This window comes from Sphingobacterium olei (assembly GCF_005048855.1).
Taxonomy (GTDB): domain Bacteria; phylum Bacteroidota; class Bacteroidia; order Sphingobacteriales; family Sphingobacteriaceae; genus Sphingobacterium; species Sphingobacterium olei.
The window spans coordinates 919,149-935,060 of sequence record NZ_SUME01000001.1; the positions used below are offsets into that span (position 1 = coordinate 919,149).

General features: G+C 36.2%; 14 protein-coding genes. 10 read left to right on the forward strand and 4 right to left on the reverse strand.

The window, feature by feature from the left end; translation table 11 throughout:
* Window positions 1-80: 80 nt before the first annotated feature.
* The 3 genes from FAZ15_RS03930 to FAZ15_RS03940 are packed head-to-tail and all read right to left on the reverse strand — an operon-like array spanning window position 81 to window position 3,082.
* Window positions 81-770 (reverse strand): hypothetical protein, encoded by a 690-nt coding sequence (locus tag FAZ15_RS03930; protein WP_136899984.1) that lies wholly within the window; start codon window positions 768-770, stop codon window positions 81-83.
* A gap of 1 nt (window position 771) precedes the next feature.
* Window positions 772-2,724, reverse strand: coding sequence for a M1 family metallopeptidase (locus tag FAZ15_RS03935; protein WP_136899985.1), 1,953 nt, complete (start codon window positions 2,722-2,724; stop codon window positions 772-774).
* 1 nt (window position 2,725) lies between these two features.
* Window positions 2,726-3,082, reverse strand: coding sequence for a Spx/MgsR family RNA polymerase-binding regulatory protein (locus tag FAZ15_RS03940; protein ID WP_136899986.1), 357 nt, complete (start codon window positions 3,080-3,082; stop codon window positions 2,726-2,728).
* A gap of 174 nt (window positions 3,083-3,256) precedes the next feature.
* Here FAZ15_RS03940 and fbaA point away from each other — a divergent pair, with 174 nt between their 5' ends.
* The 8 genes from fbaA (at window position 3,257) to FAZ15_RS03980 (ending at window position 13,279) form a co-directional block, all read left to right on the forward strand.
* A complete protein-coding gene (gene fbaA, locus FAZ15_RS03945; protein ID WP_136899987.1) occupies window positions 3,257-4,336 on the forward strand; it encodes a class II fructose-bisphosphate aldolase in 1,080 nt (359 codons plus the stop codon).
* A gap of 259 nt (window positions 4,337-4,595) precedes the next feature.
* Complete coding sequence (locus FAZ15_RS03950; RefSeq protein ID WP_136899988.1) at window positions 4,596-5,477, forward strand: tyrosine-type recombinase/integrase; 882 nt, start codon at window positions 4,596-4,598, stop codon at window positions 5,475-5,477.
* A 13-nt stretch (window positions 5,478-5,490) separates the two neighbouring features.
* Window positions 5,491-5,835, forward strand: a complete 345-nt coding sequence (hpf, locus tag FAZ15_RS03955; RefSeq protein WP_136899989.1) for a ribosome hibernation-promoting factor, HPF/YfiA family — start codon at window positions 5,491-5,493, stop codon at window positions 5,833-5,835.
* A 143-nt stretch (window positions 5,836-5,978) separates the two neighbouring features.
* The gene (locus FAZ15_RS03960) at window positions 5,979-6,347 is read left to right on the forward strand and encodes a DUF6686 family protein (RefSeq protein ID WP_136899990.1); all 369 of its coding nucleotides are present in this window, start codon (window positions 5,979-5,981) and stop codon (window positions 6,345-6,347) included.
* Window positions 6,348-6,520: 173 nt separating this feature from the next.
* On the forward strand, window positions 6,521-7,048 hold the full coding sequence (locus tag FAZ15_RS03965) for a ferritin (protein WP_136899991.1): 528 nt from the start codon (window positions 6,521-6,523) through the stop codon (window positions 7,046-7,048).
* 178 nt (window positions 7,049-7,226) lie between these two features.
* A complete protein-coding gene (locus FAZ15_RS03970; protein ID WP_136899992.1) occupies window positions 7,227-9,944 on the forward strand; it encodes a TonB-dependent receptor in 2,718 nt (905 codons plus the stop codon).
* Window positions 9,941-10,921: an NAD(P)H-quinone oxidoreductase gene (locus tag FAZ15_RS03975; RefSeq protein ID WP_317130482.1), complete on the forward strand. Its 981-nt coding sequence runs from the start codon at window positions 9,941-9,943 to the stop codon at window positions 10,919-10,921. Before FAZ15_RS03970 ends, FAZ15_RS03975 begins: the two co-directional genes overlap by 4 nt.
* 54 nt (window positions 10,922-10,975) lie before the next feature.
* Window positions 10,976-13,279 carry a GH92 family glycosyl hydrolase gene (locus FAZ15_RS03980; protein WP_136899993.1) on the forward strand — a complete coding sequence of 768 codons (2,304 nt, stop codon included), beginning with the start codon at window positions 10,976-10,978 and terminating at the stop codon, window positions 13,277-13,279.
* 36 nt (window positions 13,280-13,315) lie between these two features.
* On the opposite strand, the gene FAZ15_RS03985 is transcribed toward FAZ15_RS03980, so the two are convergent.
* Complete coding sequence (locus FAZ15_RS03985) at window positions 13,316-14,182, reverse strand: AraC family transcriptional regulator (RefSeq protein ID WP_136899994.1); 867 nt, start codon at window positions 14,180-14,182, stop codon at window positions 13,316-13,318.
* A 135-nt stretch (window positions 14,183-14,317) separates the two neighbouring features.
* On the opposite strand from FAZ15_RS03985, the gene fucP reads away from it, so the two are divergent.
* Entirely contained in the window at window positions 14,318-15,577 is a 1,260-nt protein-coding gene (gene fucP / locus FAZ15_RS03990; RefSeq protein ID WP_136899995.1) for an L-fucose:H+ symporter permease, read from the forward strand.
* 2 nt (window positions 15,578-15,579) lie between these two features.
* Window positions 15,580-15,909, forward strand: coding sequence for an L-rhamnose mutarotase (locus FAZ15_RS03995; protein ID WP_136899996.1), 330 nt, complete (start codon window positions 15,580-15,582; stop codon window positions 15,907-15,909).
* Window positions 15,910-15,912 lie beyond the last annotated feature (3 nt).

Here is a 15,912-nt window from a genome sequence, read left to right on the forward strand (position 1 = left end):
TGAAAATCAAATATTCCTCGTCTTTATGGTAATACGATAGCACTACAATCCAATATATCAGATTTGTAGTGCCTAAAAGTTTAATCTTCTGCTCTGAACTTTTTGTAAGAATCCAATATGTAAACCTGTAAATCTTGCGGAGAAGCAATTTGTACGAATTCTAATTTAGGACGGTACCGTTCTTTAAATAGGGGTATTTCATCTTCTGAAAGGGGAACCAAAGATGCAATAAGCTGATTGGTAAATTTACGATCGATCTGGCGATTATTTTGCTCGGTAATTAATAGGTCGAGATTTTTACGCGCTTCTTTTGCCTTGCGACCAAAGAGACGGGAAGGGGAAACACGCAATCCCCCTTGTTGTTGACTGGCATCGACTACCTTGCCTTCGTTTTTTGCCCGCGCAATTTCTGCGATCAAGCGGCTATCTGTTAAACGAGTCACCAATACCTCATTAATAAGAATGGTATTGTCATCACGCAATAAATAGATTCTCCGTACACCTTCCTCATAAAGAAATGCCGTATCTTTTTGATAGCCCGGTAATTCGAGCTCCAAATAATCGTAAAGTTTAGCACTGATTTTAAACCTTCCTTCCCGATCGGTATTGACCTGTTCTTTGGTGCGTAGATTAGTAACCGTCACGTTCCATAGTGTATGGCTACTCTCTAGTTCGTATACGATTCCCGTATAATCTTGTGCCTGTATCGGCGTGGCAATCCCTGCTAACAGAAATACGATTAGGGCCACTACGTAATTTATTTTGTTCATGCTATTTTGTGTTCCAAGTGTTATTTTCTGGATTGATGTCAGGGAATACATTTCGTGGATCCAATTTGACTGTGGTCAATTTTTCTGTTGAAGGAATCTTAAATGTCCATCTTGTGTTTCTTTCCCAAATTTCCACAGGTAATTTTACCGTAATTTTTTTACCACTTTCGGTAATTGCCTCGATTTCTACCGGCATAGGCAATTTACCTAAATTGTCTACGCTCACGATCGCACCTTTTGATGGGTCGGATTCCATGTATCGTACATCGGTAACCGCCTGATCCATCTGCCAATTATATTGAAACATCCCTCTCCAGAACCAGTTTAGGTTCTCTCCAGTTTCATTTTCTATCAATCGGAAAAAATCTTCAGGGGCGGGGTGTTTGTAAGCCCATACTTCAATGTATTTTTTAAACGCAGCATCAAAACGATCTTTACCGATGATCTCATTTCTCAATAAATGAAGTGCAAATGCTGGCTTATAATACAAAAGAATACCAATATTACGTTCTTTCATGTTTTGAGGCGTGTTCATAACGGCTTCCAAATTGGAATTGAACAAAACGGGGGTCATGCTATTGCGTTGTCCATATTTTATATGGTATTCACCTTTATTGAACACCTCAGTCGAAATATCATTGATAAAAGTATTAAACCCTTCATCCATCCATCCATGCAATCTCTCGTTGCTACCAACAATCATTGGAAACCAATTATGCCCAAATTCATGATCAGTAACCCCCCAAAGATTGGCCGCTTTAGCCTTATGGCCACAGAAAGAAATCGCAGGATATTCCATTCCTCCTACATTGGAAGCAACATTAACAGCTACAGGATAAGGGTACTCATACCATTTTTTTGAATAATGCTCAATGGACGCTTTTGTATATTCGGTCGATCTTTCCCAGGCATTCCCTCCGTTGCTTTCTTTTGGGTAGGCTGACAAAGCTAATGCGGATTTGCCGCTAGGCAGATTAATCTTCGCACCATCTAAAATAAAGGCAGTAGATGAAGCCCAAGCGACATCGTGGGCATTTTTTAACATATACTTCCACGTCAGTTCATTTTTATTGGGCCTAGACGAAGCTTTGGTTATTTCACTTTCCGAACGAATAAGTACAGTTTTGTTTGAAGACTTCGCTTGATGGTAACGATCCAACTGTTCTTTGGTAAAAACTTCTTCCGGATTAAGCAGTTCGCCACCCATAACCACGATATGATTTGCAGGAGCGGTAATCTCCACATCGTAATCCCCAAACTCCAAATAAAATTCGCCAGGTCCGGTATAAGGATGTGTATTCCATCCAAGAATATCATCAAAAACACATACTCTTGGATACCACTGCGCAACCGCATAGATATTGCCATTCGAGGTGTTCAAAATACCCGTGCGATCTGCTCCATATTCTGGAACGGTAAATTCAAAATCCATGCTGAATGACACCTTACCTCCATTGGCTTTCAATGGCGTAGGTAAATTGAGTCGCATACGCGTATCGCTGATGCTATAAGTAACATCGGACTGCGAGTCTGCTCTAACATTTCGAATTGTATAACCACCATCAAAGGTGTTCTTAGAATTCCCGTAGCGGCTGTCTTGAAGCGGAATTGTGGCTTGACCTCTCGAATCGTTATTAAATAGATTCTGATCCAACTGTAACCAAATAAAGTCAAGATCTTCAGGACTATTATTAATGTAAGTTGTAGTGACCGAACCGGTTATGCGATTTATTTTATCATCCAGCTTGACCTTAATACTATAGCTTGCTGAATTTTGCCAATAGGAAGGACCTGGCTTACCGCTTGCGGAACGATATAATGTACCGTTGCTTTTGTAAAAATCCGTAGCAAAAGCTTCTGTATAATTATATAAACTTTTTTCCTGAGCTCCTAAAGAAGCGAAAACGAATAGACAAGCCGTTGTTAATGCTGTAAAATATAATCTTTTTATCATACTATTGAGGAACTTTTAGTGTGCTTAAATAAATATTGTCATCGAATCCCAAAAGAACGAGATTGTTGTATTCTATGATAGGTCGTTTAATCATACTATTATTAACCGATAAAACCCGTATTGCAGATGATGTGTCTTTTACACTGTCTTGTTCTTCCTTCGTTAGTTTGCGCCAGGTTGTCCCTTTCTTATTAACGAGTTGTTCCCATGATACTTTTTCTGCCCATTCAGTCAATTTCTCTTCCTTGGCGGGTTCCTTTTTAAAATCATGAAATGTATATGCAATCTCGTGTTCTTTCAACCAGTCTAAAGCTTTTTTTACCGTGTTACAATTTTTTATGCCGTAAATCTCAACCATTATTATGTAGTAATTAATATGTAAGTATCTCTAAAGATACCAATAACTATTAAATAAGAAATAAATGTATTGTGTTTTTCTTAGTGTATTTTTTACACTATTCTTTTTAAAGAATAAAAAAATCACTATCTTTAAACTTCAAAAACAAAAAGCAATTAAAATACAAACAAAAATATGAGCCTAAAAGATTTTAAAGGTGTATTGACAGGTGATCAAGTACAAGAATTATTTGAACTAGCAAAACAACATAAGTTTGCGTTGCCTGCTGTAAATGTAATCGGAACAAATTCCATAAACGCTGTAATGGAAACGGCAAAGGCAGTTAATTCTCCTGTAATTATACAGTTATCAAATGGTGGAGCACAATTTTATGCTGGAAAAACATTAAATAATGATGGTTTGAAAGCTTGTATTCTAGGCGGAATTTCTGCTGCTCACCATGTGCATTTATTAGCAGAGCACTACGGTGTAGCTGTTATCCTGCACACCGATCATGCTGCTAAAAAGCTGTTACCATGGATCGATGGTTTATTAGACGCAGGTGAAAAATTCTTTGCTCAAAATGGTAAACCATTATTTTCTTCTCACATGCTTGATCTTTCCGAAGAATCTATCGAGGAAAATATTGAGATATCTAAAAAATATTTGGAACGCATGAAACCACTCGGTATGACAGTGGAAATTGAGTTGGGTGTTACGGGAGGAGAAGAAGACGGTGTAGACAATTCAGATGTAGATAGTTCTAAATTATATACACAGCCTGAAGAAGTAGCATATGCATATGAAGAATTATCTAAAGTTTCTGACAAATTTACAGTAGCAGCAGCCTTTGGTAATGTACATGGTGTATATAAGCCAGGTAATGTAAAGCTGCAACCTATTATTCTTCAAAATTCACAAGATTATATTCGTGAAAAATACAGCTTGACTGCAGAGAAGCCAGTTAATTTTGTATTCCACGGTGGCTCTGGTTCTTCTCCTGAAGAAATCGCGGAAGCAATTTCATACGGTGCGATCAAAATGAATATTGACACAGATATGCAATGGGCATTTTGGGATGGTATCAAAGGTTATGAAGCTAAAAACCACGACTATCTTCAAGATCAAATTGGTAATCCTGAAGGGGCAGATTCTCCAAATAAAAAATACTATGATCCTCGTGTATGGTTACGTAAAGGTGAAGAAGCATTTGTTACCCGGCTTAAACAGGCTTTCGAAGAATTGAATGCAATTGACGTGAATAGTAAATTGTAGGAGATACATACAACTACCGTCAGAAAGAAGGAGAAGCGATTGTTTCTCCTTCTTTCATTTTAAGGTTAATTTTAAAATGTAGTTGTAATCCAAAATGGAAGGTTCAATAGCAAAATCCTCATTAGAAAATTAAACCAAGTATCTTCACCGCAGGTAATTTCCTTGATCTTGATTTTATGTAAATTTTATTAAATATCCAATGAGAAAATAATTCATTGTGCTTTTTTTTCTTTACCTTGACAATAGTTCAATCAGCAATATGTATAAGGAACGATTTTTAAATTTTTTGACGTTCGAAAAACGGTTTTCAGCACATACCATAAGTGCTTATGCAAAAGAAATCGACTGCCTATTGGATTTTATAATTCGAGAAGATGTCAAATTTGAAGAGGTGGATTATAAATTGTTGAGATACTATTTTTCAACACTCAAGGAAGTAGGAAAGGAGGCAATATCTGTGAATAGATCCATATCTGCTATTAAATCGTATTATAAATTCTTACAGCGTGAAGGCATTGTACTCCAAAATCCTGTTCGTCTCATTAAAGCACTAAAAACACCAAAAAGGCTACCTATTGTCGTGGAAAAAGATAAGATAGTAGCCCTTTTGGAGAATATGGAATATACAACAGAGAGTTTCGAAGGTCAAAGGGACTATGTCATAATGGAACTGTTATTTGGTACGGGAATTCGCCTGTCAGAATTATTAAAAATAAAAGAGAAAGATGTTGATATTTTCAACAAAAAAATTCTTATATTCGGTAAAAGGAATAAAGAGCGTTTTGTTCCTTTGCATTCAACCTTATTGGCGGAACTTAAATCGTACTTAGTAAAGAAAGTAGATCAAAATTTTGAAAACAAAACAGAATACCTTATCGTTACTAAAGAAGGAAAGCCTGCGTATGCAAAATTGATTTACAGAATTGTAAAAAATTATCTTAGTATGATTACTTCCCAGAAGAAGAGAAGTCCTCATATTTTGAGACACAGTTTTGCTACGACATTATTAGATAATGGCGCAGATTTGAATGCTATAAAGGAATTATTAGGTCACGCAGGATTAGCAGCTACACAAGTGTACACGCATAATTCGGCTGAGCGTTTAAAGTCAATTTATAAACAAGCCCATCCAAAGGCTTAAAAAAGGAGGAAAAATGAATATTACTGTGCAATCAATCAAATTCGATGCAGATCAAAAATTGGTAGACTTTATCAAGAAAAGGGCTAACAAATTAGACCAATACTTAGATAATATCATTGAAGGGGCATGTTATCTCCGATTAGAAAATGTAGAAGATGAGGCCAATAAGATAGTAGAATTGAAGTTAAATATTCCCGGCAATCAACTGTTTGCCAAATCTCAGGCAAAGACCTTTGAAGAAGCTACTGATATTGCGGTAGAATCGTTGAGGAGACAGATTAATAAACACAAAACGAAAACACGCACCAATGCGAGTAATCATAAGGAATTGCTTACGACAGAGGGAGAAGAATTTTAATATATTTAGTATTAATGTAATTTTTTGAAACGGTCTATTTTTTAGACCGTTTTTTTTATTATTTATTTGGATTAATTCTTAATAAGTTTTACTTTTGTGACACAAATCGAATATTTCAATCTGATATAAAAAGAATTTATAAGATGATCTGTCCATTAGCAAATGTAGAAGAAGTTTTTAAAACTGAACGTGGGGCTGTCTACCAATGTAGTCGCAAAAATTGTTATTGGTTAGATTTTAATTGCACAACGACTGCTTTTAAGGTAAGTGACTTATTCATGTTTAAGAAAAGGATAGATTGCATAGATATCGAAGCGATGCTTAATGACTCTTCTCGTTCTTCAGATTTTGAAATAGTAATGCCTTTTCGTACCGAACGTTGTTTTATTCTTTCACCTCAAGACATCTTAAATCTTAGGGAGATACTTTCGGGTGCTAAATTCATGCTAGAGCTCAATGGTTCCATCAAACAATTCCTAAGACATGGCCACTACAGTGCAATTGTCGCTTAATTTCTTTCTTTATAATTATATTGATTCTAAATAAGTTACACTTCTCACTCCTTAATTTAGACTGAATTTGTATTGCAGTTTTTTAGTTCCATGATGAGACTTATACCTTACATTTGTATAAACAATACAAGAATATTATTGTTATATAAATGAATCTTTAAAGTATAGGGTATATGAAAGACTTATTAAAATTAAAATCATCGTTATCTGAAAATATCGAAACTATATTAAATGCTCAAATTAAGGTAGAAGCACATTCTTCTGCGCTATATTTGGCTATGTCGGCTTGGTGTGACGATCAAGGACTAGATAATGCGTCCAAATTCTTTGCAAAACAATCAGATGAAGAACGCACACATATGCTGAAGTTATTTAACTATGTAAGTAACCGAGGTGGAAGGGCGATATCACCGGAAATAACAAATATTCCTGTTGACTTTGAATCTTTCCGTGGCATTTTCGAACAAACGTTAGAGCAAGAGATGTTCGTAACGGAACAGTTTAACAATATTGCAGATCAATGTGCCAAATCAAAAGATTACGTTACATTTAATTTTGTGCAGTGGTTCTTAGAAGAGCAGGTAGAAGAAGAGTACGTAGCTCGTCGTATTTTAGAATTGTTCGATGTAATTGGAGAAGAGGGAACAGGTCGATGGGAGATTGACAGACATTTGGTGAAAGTAGTTTTTGATGGCGAATAGTCATTAAATTATTAATAGGAAACGGGTTATTATAATTAATAACCCGTTTTTTTTATACCATATTTTTTTTATTATCGTTATTGTAATACAATACTAAATGATAATATTTTGTATATTGAACTAATTAGAAAATTTAATTATTGAAGTGCATTTGCTCCACCAAAAAATAGCGTGTTTCTTGTTGACAATTATTGGTATACTGACTACCAATAATGGATTGGCACAGTCCGCTAACAAGACTTTCTACGGTACTGTGGTGGATAGCACGGGTACACCGCTAAAATCTGTAAGTGTAAGGCTCAGCACCAACCTGGATACGGTCACTCAGATGACAGATGAAAAAGGTCAATACCGATTCAAAAATATAAAGGGTAATAATTTATACATTACGTATAGTATGTTGGGGTACCAGATGGCCAGTAAATCGTTGTTTTCTATCGAGGCCAGTAGTGAAATATTATTGCCAACGATAGAGTTAATACCCTCCAGTTTCTTGATCAAGGATATTAATATAGTAAAGGTTATACCCATTGTGTTTAAACAAGATACTACCCAATTTAATTTTAACGCGTACAAGTTTAGAAAAGGAGCATTATTGGAAGAAGCATTAAAAGGTTTAGCTGGATTTCAAGTAGGAAGAGATGGTTCGGTATATTTCAATGGCAAGACTATAAATCGAATTGAAGTAGACAGCAAACCTTTTTTTGGAGGGGATGTTCTTACGGCTACACGTAACCTGCCTGCAGACTTTGTTCAAAATATTCAGGTAATAGACTTTTATGGTAATGGCGCCCAACAAACCGGGATGAAGGATGGAGATTCTGAAAAAATAATCAATATAACGCTAAAAGAAGATCGTAAAAAAATATATTTTGGACAACTTACCGCAGGTGGTGGCACGAATGAACGGTATATCGGTAGTTTTGGTATTAACAAGTTTAACGATGGAGAAGAAGTTTCCATCATCGGATCCATCAATAATACCAATACAAATCTTTTTTCTTTCGGTTCATTAACCGGCGGAGAAAGAGATCGATCTTTATTGGAAATTGGAGATTATTCTGATCCAACAGATGGCCTTAATAATGTCAATTCCATAGGAATAAATGCATCCCGAAAGATCGGGAGTAACACCAACTTAAATGCTTCTTATAGCTTTATCCGCCAGGAAAATTCTACCGAAGGACATTCTGAACTGACATCTACCTATATCGGCAATACGATTAGAAGGATAGAAGACTATGCTATCAATACGGTAGATTTAAACCACCGGATTAAATTCGACATGGAAACGAGGTTTAAAAATAAGGATGCCCTGAAAGTCGGAGGAAATCTATTGTTTAATAAACAAATAGCAACGAATACAAAAGATACCGAACTAAGGAATTACGATTCGAAAAACTTAGGTACATATCAAGATTCGACGACGCAGGAGAATCCAAATGGAGAACTGGAAATACTATATTCTAAATACTTTGACAAAAAGGGACGTAAACTGATCGGAAACCTACACTTGAGTTCAAATGATAATAGCAGAAAAGAAGTAGCCCGAGAATATTACCAAGTGTATGATCTGTCTGACAATACACCGATTAATACAGAATTCTCACAAAATCAATTTATCAATATTAAGAATATTACCAGTAGCTCAAAAGCAGAAGTAACATTTGTCGAACCGTTCTTTGAGAAAAGCTTATTTGAATTTAGCTATTCTTTCGATATAACACAGATCGATGCGATTCGTCTTGTTGAAGATAGATTAGTAAACAATCCATCTAACTCAATTAAATATATTGATTCATTAACAGTTGATTACAATTATTTTTTCAGAAGCAACCGTACGAGCCTAAATTATCAATTCGCTCCTAATAATAAGTTTAGATTAAATGTAGGATTTGCCGTACAACCGCTGTTATTGCAGGGGAAATTACCTCGGGAAGAAGTCGAATATAAGTATGAGAATGTAAATTTAATCCCTTCTGCAAATATTATTTACAGATTCAGTAATGAGATGGATTGGCAAATCGATTATAAAGGGAAAAACAATCAACCTAATTTTCATCAAATTATCCCAGTTACTGATAATACCAATTCACGTAATATTATAGTCGGTAACCCGGAGTTAAAAGCTGAGTTTTCGCATCGTATTTCTACTACATTTCGTAAGACAATGGCGTCTACGGGTCAATATTTAGAATCTAATTTAGCGTATAACATTGCAATCAATAAGATTGTTAGCGATAAACGGTCTATCGATAACTCAACAATACAAGAAACCTCCTTTAAGAACACAGGAGGATATTACGACATGCGTTGGTACTATATATTTAATACCCCTCTATTTACAGATGACATACAACTAGATTTAACGGGTAATACTGATTATTATAACAATCTTTCTTTTATTGATGACCGGAAAAGAACGACAAGACAGCTATTTTTTAATCAGGCTTTACAGGTGCGTTATCAATGGTCCGATTATGTTGAATCTGTTGTAAATGCAAACTACATGCTTAATAACGCACAATATGATATTCCTTATCGTACGGAAATCAACGCACATAGCTTTTTGGTAGGGGTAGGCGCAAAAGGTTATTTTAATGATCATATCTCGTTAGGAATGGAAATGTCTCAACGGTTCAATGACGGATATACAAGCACATTCATGAACATTAATCCTACGATAATGAATGCATTTGTAGAATTCACCTTTTTACCAAACAACCTAGCATTACTACGTATCCAAGGGTTTGATTTATTTGATAAGAATAAAAGTATGGGCTTTACCTCTGAATATATCGGAAATGATGTATATGAAGCGCGCAATAACAGGCTAGGTAGATATTTCATGCTTTCACTGAACATGCGTTTACAAAAATACCCGAAAAAGAAATGATGAAGGCAGCGGTAATAAGTAAATTTGGTGAACCTGAAGTTTTAAAAATTGAGCAGCGTGATATTCCAAAGTTAAAAGCAGGATATGTATTGATAGAGGTATATGCTGCGGGAATTAATCGTCCTGATATTTTCCAACGCAGAGGAAATTATCCTGCTCCGGCTGAAGCAGTCCAAGATATTCCCGGATTGGAAGTAGCAGGTAAAATAGCTGCTGTTGGAGAAGGAGTAGACGATTCGCGAATAGGAGATAAGGTAATGGCTTTACTAGGTGGTGGAGGATATGCTGAATATACCGTTGTCCACATTGGCAGTTGTATTCTGATACCCAAGAATCTTAGTTTTATTGAAGCCGCAAGTTTGCCCGAAACTGTTTTTACAGTATGGCACAATGTTTTTCAAAGAGGAAAGCTAAAGAATGGAGATCGCTTATTGGTTCATGGTGGATCTGGTGGTATTGGAACTACAGCAATACAGTTGGGGGCTCTATTTGGAGCAAAAGTATATACAACAGTTGGATCTGAAGAAAAGGGTGCTTTTGCAAAAACCTTGGGTGCGTTTGATTTTGTAAACTACCATAACATTGCCTTTGAAAAAGCATTGAGCAATGAAAAAATAAATATAATTCTAGATAGTATAGGAGGCGACTACTTCGCAAAAAATTTCGATCTTCTCGAAAGTGATGGAACCTTGGTGTACATCAATGCGATGAAGGGAGCCAAGGTTGAAATGAATTTATTAAAATTAATGCAGAAGCGGATCTATCTAACCGGCAGTACACTTCGTGCACGTGATGAGAACTTTAAGGCTAAGCTAGCTCGGGAAATCGAAAAAAAAGTAATCCCGTTGCTCGTGGATGGTAAATTCAAAACCAATGTCCATGCGGTTTTTCCATTGGAAGAAGTAGTCAAAGCACATCAACAGATGGAAGATGGAGACTTTATGGGAAAAATAGTTTTAAATTTTAAGGCTAAATAGTTTTAGCATTTACATTTATTCCTTATCTTCGTCCTAAGAATAAACCTATATATTATGACAATATTTAAGTATTTTACATTATCTATTATGGGGATACTATGTATCCTTAATCTAAACGCGCAAAAAATTGCTGGTAAAATTGACAAACCGCTAAACTATGTAAGCACGTTAGTCGGTACGCAATCCACCTATTTTTTATCGAGTGGAAATACATACCCCGCAGTCGCTTTGCCTTGGGGGATGAATTTTTGGAGTCCGCAGACCGGTAAAATGGGGGATGGCTGGATGTACACGTATACAGCGGAAAAAATACGGGGTATTAAACAGACCCATCAACCTTCTCCCTGGATGAATGACTACGGCCAATTTTCGGTTATGGCTATGGTCAACAATAAGACATTTGACCAGGATAAACGGGCTAGCTATTTTTCGCATAAGGCAGAAGTAGCCAAACCACATTATTATTCCGTTTACCTTGCGGATTATGATACAAAAGTGGAAGTTACACCGACGGAAAGAGCTGCTTATTTTCGATTTACATTTCCAAAAACGGATTCGGCTTTTGTCTTAATAGACGCTTTTGATAAAGGTTCCTATGTCGAAGTTATCCCAAAAGAATATAAAATTATCGGTTATACAACAAAGAATAGCGGTGGTGTTCCAACTAATTTCAAGAATTACTTTGTTATGCAATTTGACCGTCCGTTTGCCAACGTTGCGACGTTTGCAGATTCAGTCTTAACCGATAATCGCTATTTGGTCAAAGCTGACCATGTGGGAGCATTAGTGCGCTTTCAAATTGCTAATCCAGGCGAACAATTGATGGCAAAAGTCGCGTCTTCTTTTATTAGTCCAGAGCAGGCATCCCTAAACTTGAAAGAGTTGGATGGCAAAAATTTTGATCAACGTGTTGCCGAGGGAGAAAATATTTGGAATCGGGAATTAAGTAAGGTAGAGGTGCAGGGCGGATCCATTGATCAACTGCGTACATTCTACTCTTGCCTATACCGCTCTTTACTATTTCCTCGTATGTTTTATGAGATCGATGCAACGGGACAAGTCATACATTATTCGCCATATAATGGAGAAGTGTTACCTGGTTATATGTTTACAGATACTGGTTTTTGGGATACATTCCGTTGTTTATTTCCGTTCTTAAATCTTATGTATCCTGAAATGAGCGAAAAAATGCAAGAGGGATTGGCAAATGCATATAAAGAAGGTGGATGGCTTCCCGAATGGGCTAGTCCTGGTTACAGAAATATAATGGTGGGAAATAATTCAGCATCTGTCGTGGCTGATGCATGGATTAAAGGAATTCGTTCGAAAGAAATTGGCACGCTATACGAAGCTGTATTAAAAGGAGCTAATAATGCGGGTCCAATAACAGCTGTAGGAAGAGCTGGAGCAGATTATTATAAAGAGTTAGGGTATGTTCCATACGATGTAAAGATTCACGAAAATACAGCTAGAAGTTTAGAGTATGCATACGATGATTTTGCAATCTATCAACTGGCAAAAGCGTTGGACAAACCAGCGTCAGATCAACAACTCTATAAAAGTAGAGCGTATAATTATCAAAAGTTATTTGATCCGTCTACGGGATTGATGCGTGGAAAAAAGAAAAATGGAGAGTTCCAATCTCCGTTTAATCCTTTTAAATGGGGAGATGCTTTTACCGAAGGAAACAGCTGGCATTACAGTTGGTCGGTATTCCAGGATTTTGAAGGACTTGCTAAATTAATGGGCGGTCACCAGGCGATGGAAATAAAATTGGACTCCGTATTTACTATTCCGCCAATTTTTGATGATTCCTATTATGGATTTCCTATACACGAAATTCGTGAAATGCAGATTGCAAATATGGGACAGTATGCCCACGGAAATCAACCTATTCAACATATGATATACCTCTACAACCATGTTGGAGCTCCTTGGAAGGCACAATATTGGTTACGCGAGACCATGAATAGAATGTATTCGCCTAATCCAGATGGATATTGCGGTGATGAAGATAATGGGCAAACATCCGCCTGGTATGTTTTCTCTGCGATGGGTTTTTATCCTGTTACACCTGCCACAGATGAATATATATTGGGATCTCCAATATTTGATAAAGTGACACTTCATCTTAGTAATGGCAAGAAAGTAAACATTCAAACTCAGAATAATTCAGATACCAACCGCTATATTAAAAATTTAAAATGGAATGGTAAGAACTATACCAAAAATTACATTAAACATAGTGAACTGGTGAAGGGAACAACTTTATCTTTTGATATGGATGTCGTCCCTAATAAAAATCGCGGCGTAAATAAAGCCGATTTACCTTTCTCGTTAAGCAAAGACGATCAGTAATTTAAAGTTAGAGAAATATAAAATAAAAGCGGGGCCCTAGATAAGCTTCGCTTTTATTTTATAGCCTTTCGGAGTTAGGCCGGTAAAACGTTTAAAAGCATTATGAAAGCTTACATAATTATTATATCCACATTCAAAACAGACTTCCTTCAGGGGCGTATTAGTATCTGACAGAAATTTGCAGGCGGATGCGACCCGAAGTTCAGTAATAAACTCTAATGGCGTTTTACCCGTTTTTTGTTTAAAATATCGGCAGAAAGAATTGTTTGTCATGCCAGCCAAATTTGCTAGATCGCTTAACTCTATATGTTGTTTAAAATTGGTTTGAATGTAATCTACGATATCATTCATACGCTTATGATCGCTTGAATGATTTAAGATCGCATAATTCTCACTTACCAGCATTATCTTATTCTTTTGATGAAAAATATACAATGCCTGCAATAAAATTAAGAGCTGTTCAAATCCGCCAGCAATCAAAATGTGTTCAAAAAGTTTGTTTAACGGATCCGTCGAATCACATCTATACCATAATCCTTTATTTGCTTCTAAAAGTAAATCTTTAATGCCAGTCATCTCCGGTAAATAAAAAAAATCTTCGCCGGCAAAACTTTTTTGGAAATGTATGACACAGTTATCTGTAGCAATAGGCTTGATCGCATCTAAATATTCTGGATCGAAAAACCAGTAATGGGGAATATTAGGACCAATGAGAACAACATCTCCAGGACCAAACTTTCGAATACAATCTCCGATAAAAAGCGTACCTGAGCCCTTTCTAACTTGAATGAACTCCAATTCTTCATGGTAATGCCATACGTTATGATTCTTAGGATAGGTATCGTGCCGTACATGAAAACTTTGAAAACTGCTCCCTTGATGAGTTAGTTGTTTTAGACGCATTTTGTATTATATATTCAGACAGTTTGCAAATTAAATTAAAATAATGGTAATATCATTTATAAAATGGGTAATATAATTAATACTTTATTCATTATTTATTCCGTATTTCGAATTATCAATTATACATCTTGTTATATGTCACAACAAAAAAAATACACATTAGCGATCATTTTAATCACGTCGTTATTTTTCTTTTGGGGGTTTATTCATAATCTTGATCCGATTTTGATACCGCATCTTAGAAATGCATTTAGTCTCACGACTGTGCAAGCTTCCTTAGTAGACTCTTCGGTCTTTATTGCTTATTTCTTACTCGCAATACCGGCTGGATTAATCATGAAAAAGTATGGTTATAAAACAGGTATATTAATCGGATTACTGCTTTTCGCAATAGGCTGTTTTTTATTTGTCCCCGCTGCCAATACGATAAGTTATCCATTTTTCTTAGGCGCGTTATTTGTCGTTGCTTGCGGACTTACTATATTGGAGACGGCAGCTAATCCTTATATAACGGTACTTGGAGATCCGTCGAAAGCGACACAACGACTTAATTTTGCACAATCTTTTAACGGGTTGGCAGCTTTTATTGCTCCTATTATAGGTGGTAAATATATCCTGTCTGAAGAACCACTAAGTACCGATAAAATAGCCGCTTTAAGTGAGCAGGCAAAAACCGCTTATATTCAAGCTGAAACGTCAGCAGTAAAAGGACCTTATGTGATTTTAGGAATTATCATTCTGATTGTAGCCTGTATATTTTTCTTTACCAAGCTGCCAGATATAAAGGATAACGAAACAGATCAAAAGAAAGGATTTTTTCACGCTCTAAAGCATAAAAATGTAAGTTCAGCCGTTATAGCACAGTTTTTCTATGTAGGTGCACAAGTGAGTGTATTGAGTTTCATCGTCATGTATGCGACAGAGATTGCAGATGTAACCCCATCTAGTGCCAAGTATTATGCTGGCATCGCGGGGCTCGCCTTTATGATCGGTCGTTTTGTAGGAACATTTTTAATGCGTTATATATCGCCGGCGAGGTTGCTTTCAATTTTTGCTGCTTCAGCTATTTTGCTGACTGTAGCCGTCATCTACGGATCGGGTGTTATGACCTTATATGCCATGATCGGTATTGCGTTCTTTATGTCGATTATGTTTCCGACGATTTTTGCTTTTGGTGTAGAAGGCATTGGTGCAGATACCAAATCTGCGTCAAGCCTTATCATTATGTCGATAGTGGGCGGTGCCATCATTCCTCCGGTATTAGGGCTGATATCAGATATTACAGGTAACCTGCAATTGGGATATTATGTTGTATTGATCTGTTTTGCGGTAGTATTATTATTTGCATTTAGAAATAAGCAAACTACAGTCGAGGTAAAAGATAATATACATTAGAGATGAAAAAATATGCTTTGGGATTGGATCTGATAGATGATCCGCAGTTGATTCAAGAATATGTCGATTTCCATAAGAATGTATGGCCTGAAATAAAAACTTCTATTTCAGCCTCAGGCATCTTAAACATGGAAATTTATAGATTTGAGAATAGATTGTTTATGATAATGGAAGTTAATGCTCTCTTTTCTTTTGAAAAGAAAGCAAATATGGATGCGTCAAATCCTAAAGTACAAGAATGGGAGAAATTGATGTGGAAATATCAATCCGCAATTCCAGGAGCAAAGGAAGGCGAGAAGTGGGTGTTAATGGATAAGATATTTGAGTTATAATAT

What these genes read in the sequence shown, in the direction of transcription:
- FAZ15_RS03985 (WP_136899994.1), bottom strand. Translation starts at nt 14,182, where the DNA reads ATGCGTCTAAAACAACTAACTCATCAAGGGAGCAGTTTTCAAAGTTTT.
- fbaA (WP_136899987.1), top strand. Translation starts at nt 3,257, where the DNA reads ATGAGCCTAAAAGATTTTAAAGGTGTATTGACAGGTGATCAAGTACAA.
- FAZ15_RS03980 (WP_136899993.1), top strand. Translation starts at nt 10,976, where the DNA reads ATGACAATATTTAAGTATTTTACATTATCTATTATGGGGATACTATGT.
- FAZ15_RS03975 (WP_317130482.1), top strand. Translation starts at nt 9,941, where the DNA reads ATGATGAAGGCAGCGGTAATAAGTAAATTTGGTGAACCTGAAGTTTTA.
- FAZ15_RS03965 (WP_136899991.1), top strand. Translation starts at nt 6,521, where the DNA reads ATGAAAGACTTATTAAAATTAAAATCATCGTTATCTGAAAATATCGAA.
- FAZ15_RS03995 (WP_136899996.1), top strand. Translation starts at nt 15,580, where the DNA reads ATGAAAAAATATGCTTTGGGATTGGATCTGATAGATGATCCGCAGTTG.
- FAZ15_RS03930 (WP_136899984.1), bottom strand. Translation starts at nt 770, where the DNA reads ATGAACAAAATAAATTACGTAGTGGCCCTAATCGTATTTCTGTTAGCA.
- FAZ15_RS03940 (WP_136899986.1), bottom strand. Translation starts at nt 3,082, where the DNA reads ATGGTTGAGATTTACGGCATAAAAAATTGTAACACGGTAAAAAAAGCT.
- FAZ15_RS03960 (WP_136899990.1), top strand. Translation starts at nt 5,979, where the DNA reads ATGATCTGTCCATTAGCAAATGTAGAAGAAGTTTTTAAAACTGAACGT.
- hpf (WP_136899989.1), top strand. Translation starts at nt 5,491, where the DNA reads ATGAATATTACTGTGCAATCAATCAAATTCGATGCAGATCAAAAATTG.
- FAZ15_RS03950 (WP_136899988.1), top strand. Translation starts at nt 4,596, where the DNA reads ATGTATAAGGAACGATTTTTAAATTTTTTGACGTTCGAAAAACGGTTT.
- fucP (WP_136899995.1), top strand. Translation starts at nt 14,318, where the DNA reads ATGTCACAACAAAAAAAATACACATTAGCGATCATTTTAATCACGTCG.
- FAZ15_RS03935 (WP_136899985.1), bottom strand. Translation starts at nt 2,724, where the DNA reads ATGATAAAAAGATTATATTTTACAGCATTAACAACGGCTTGTCTATTC.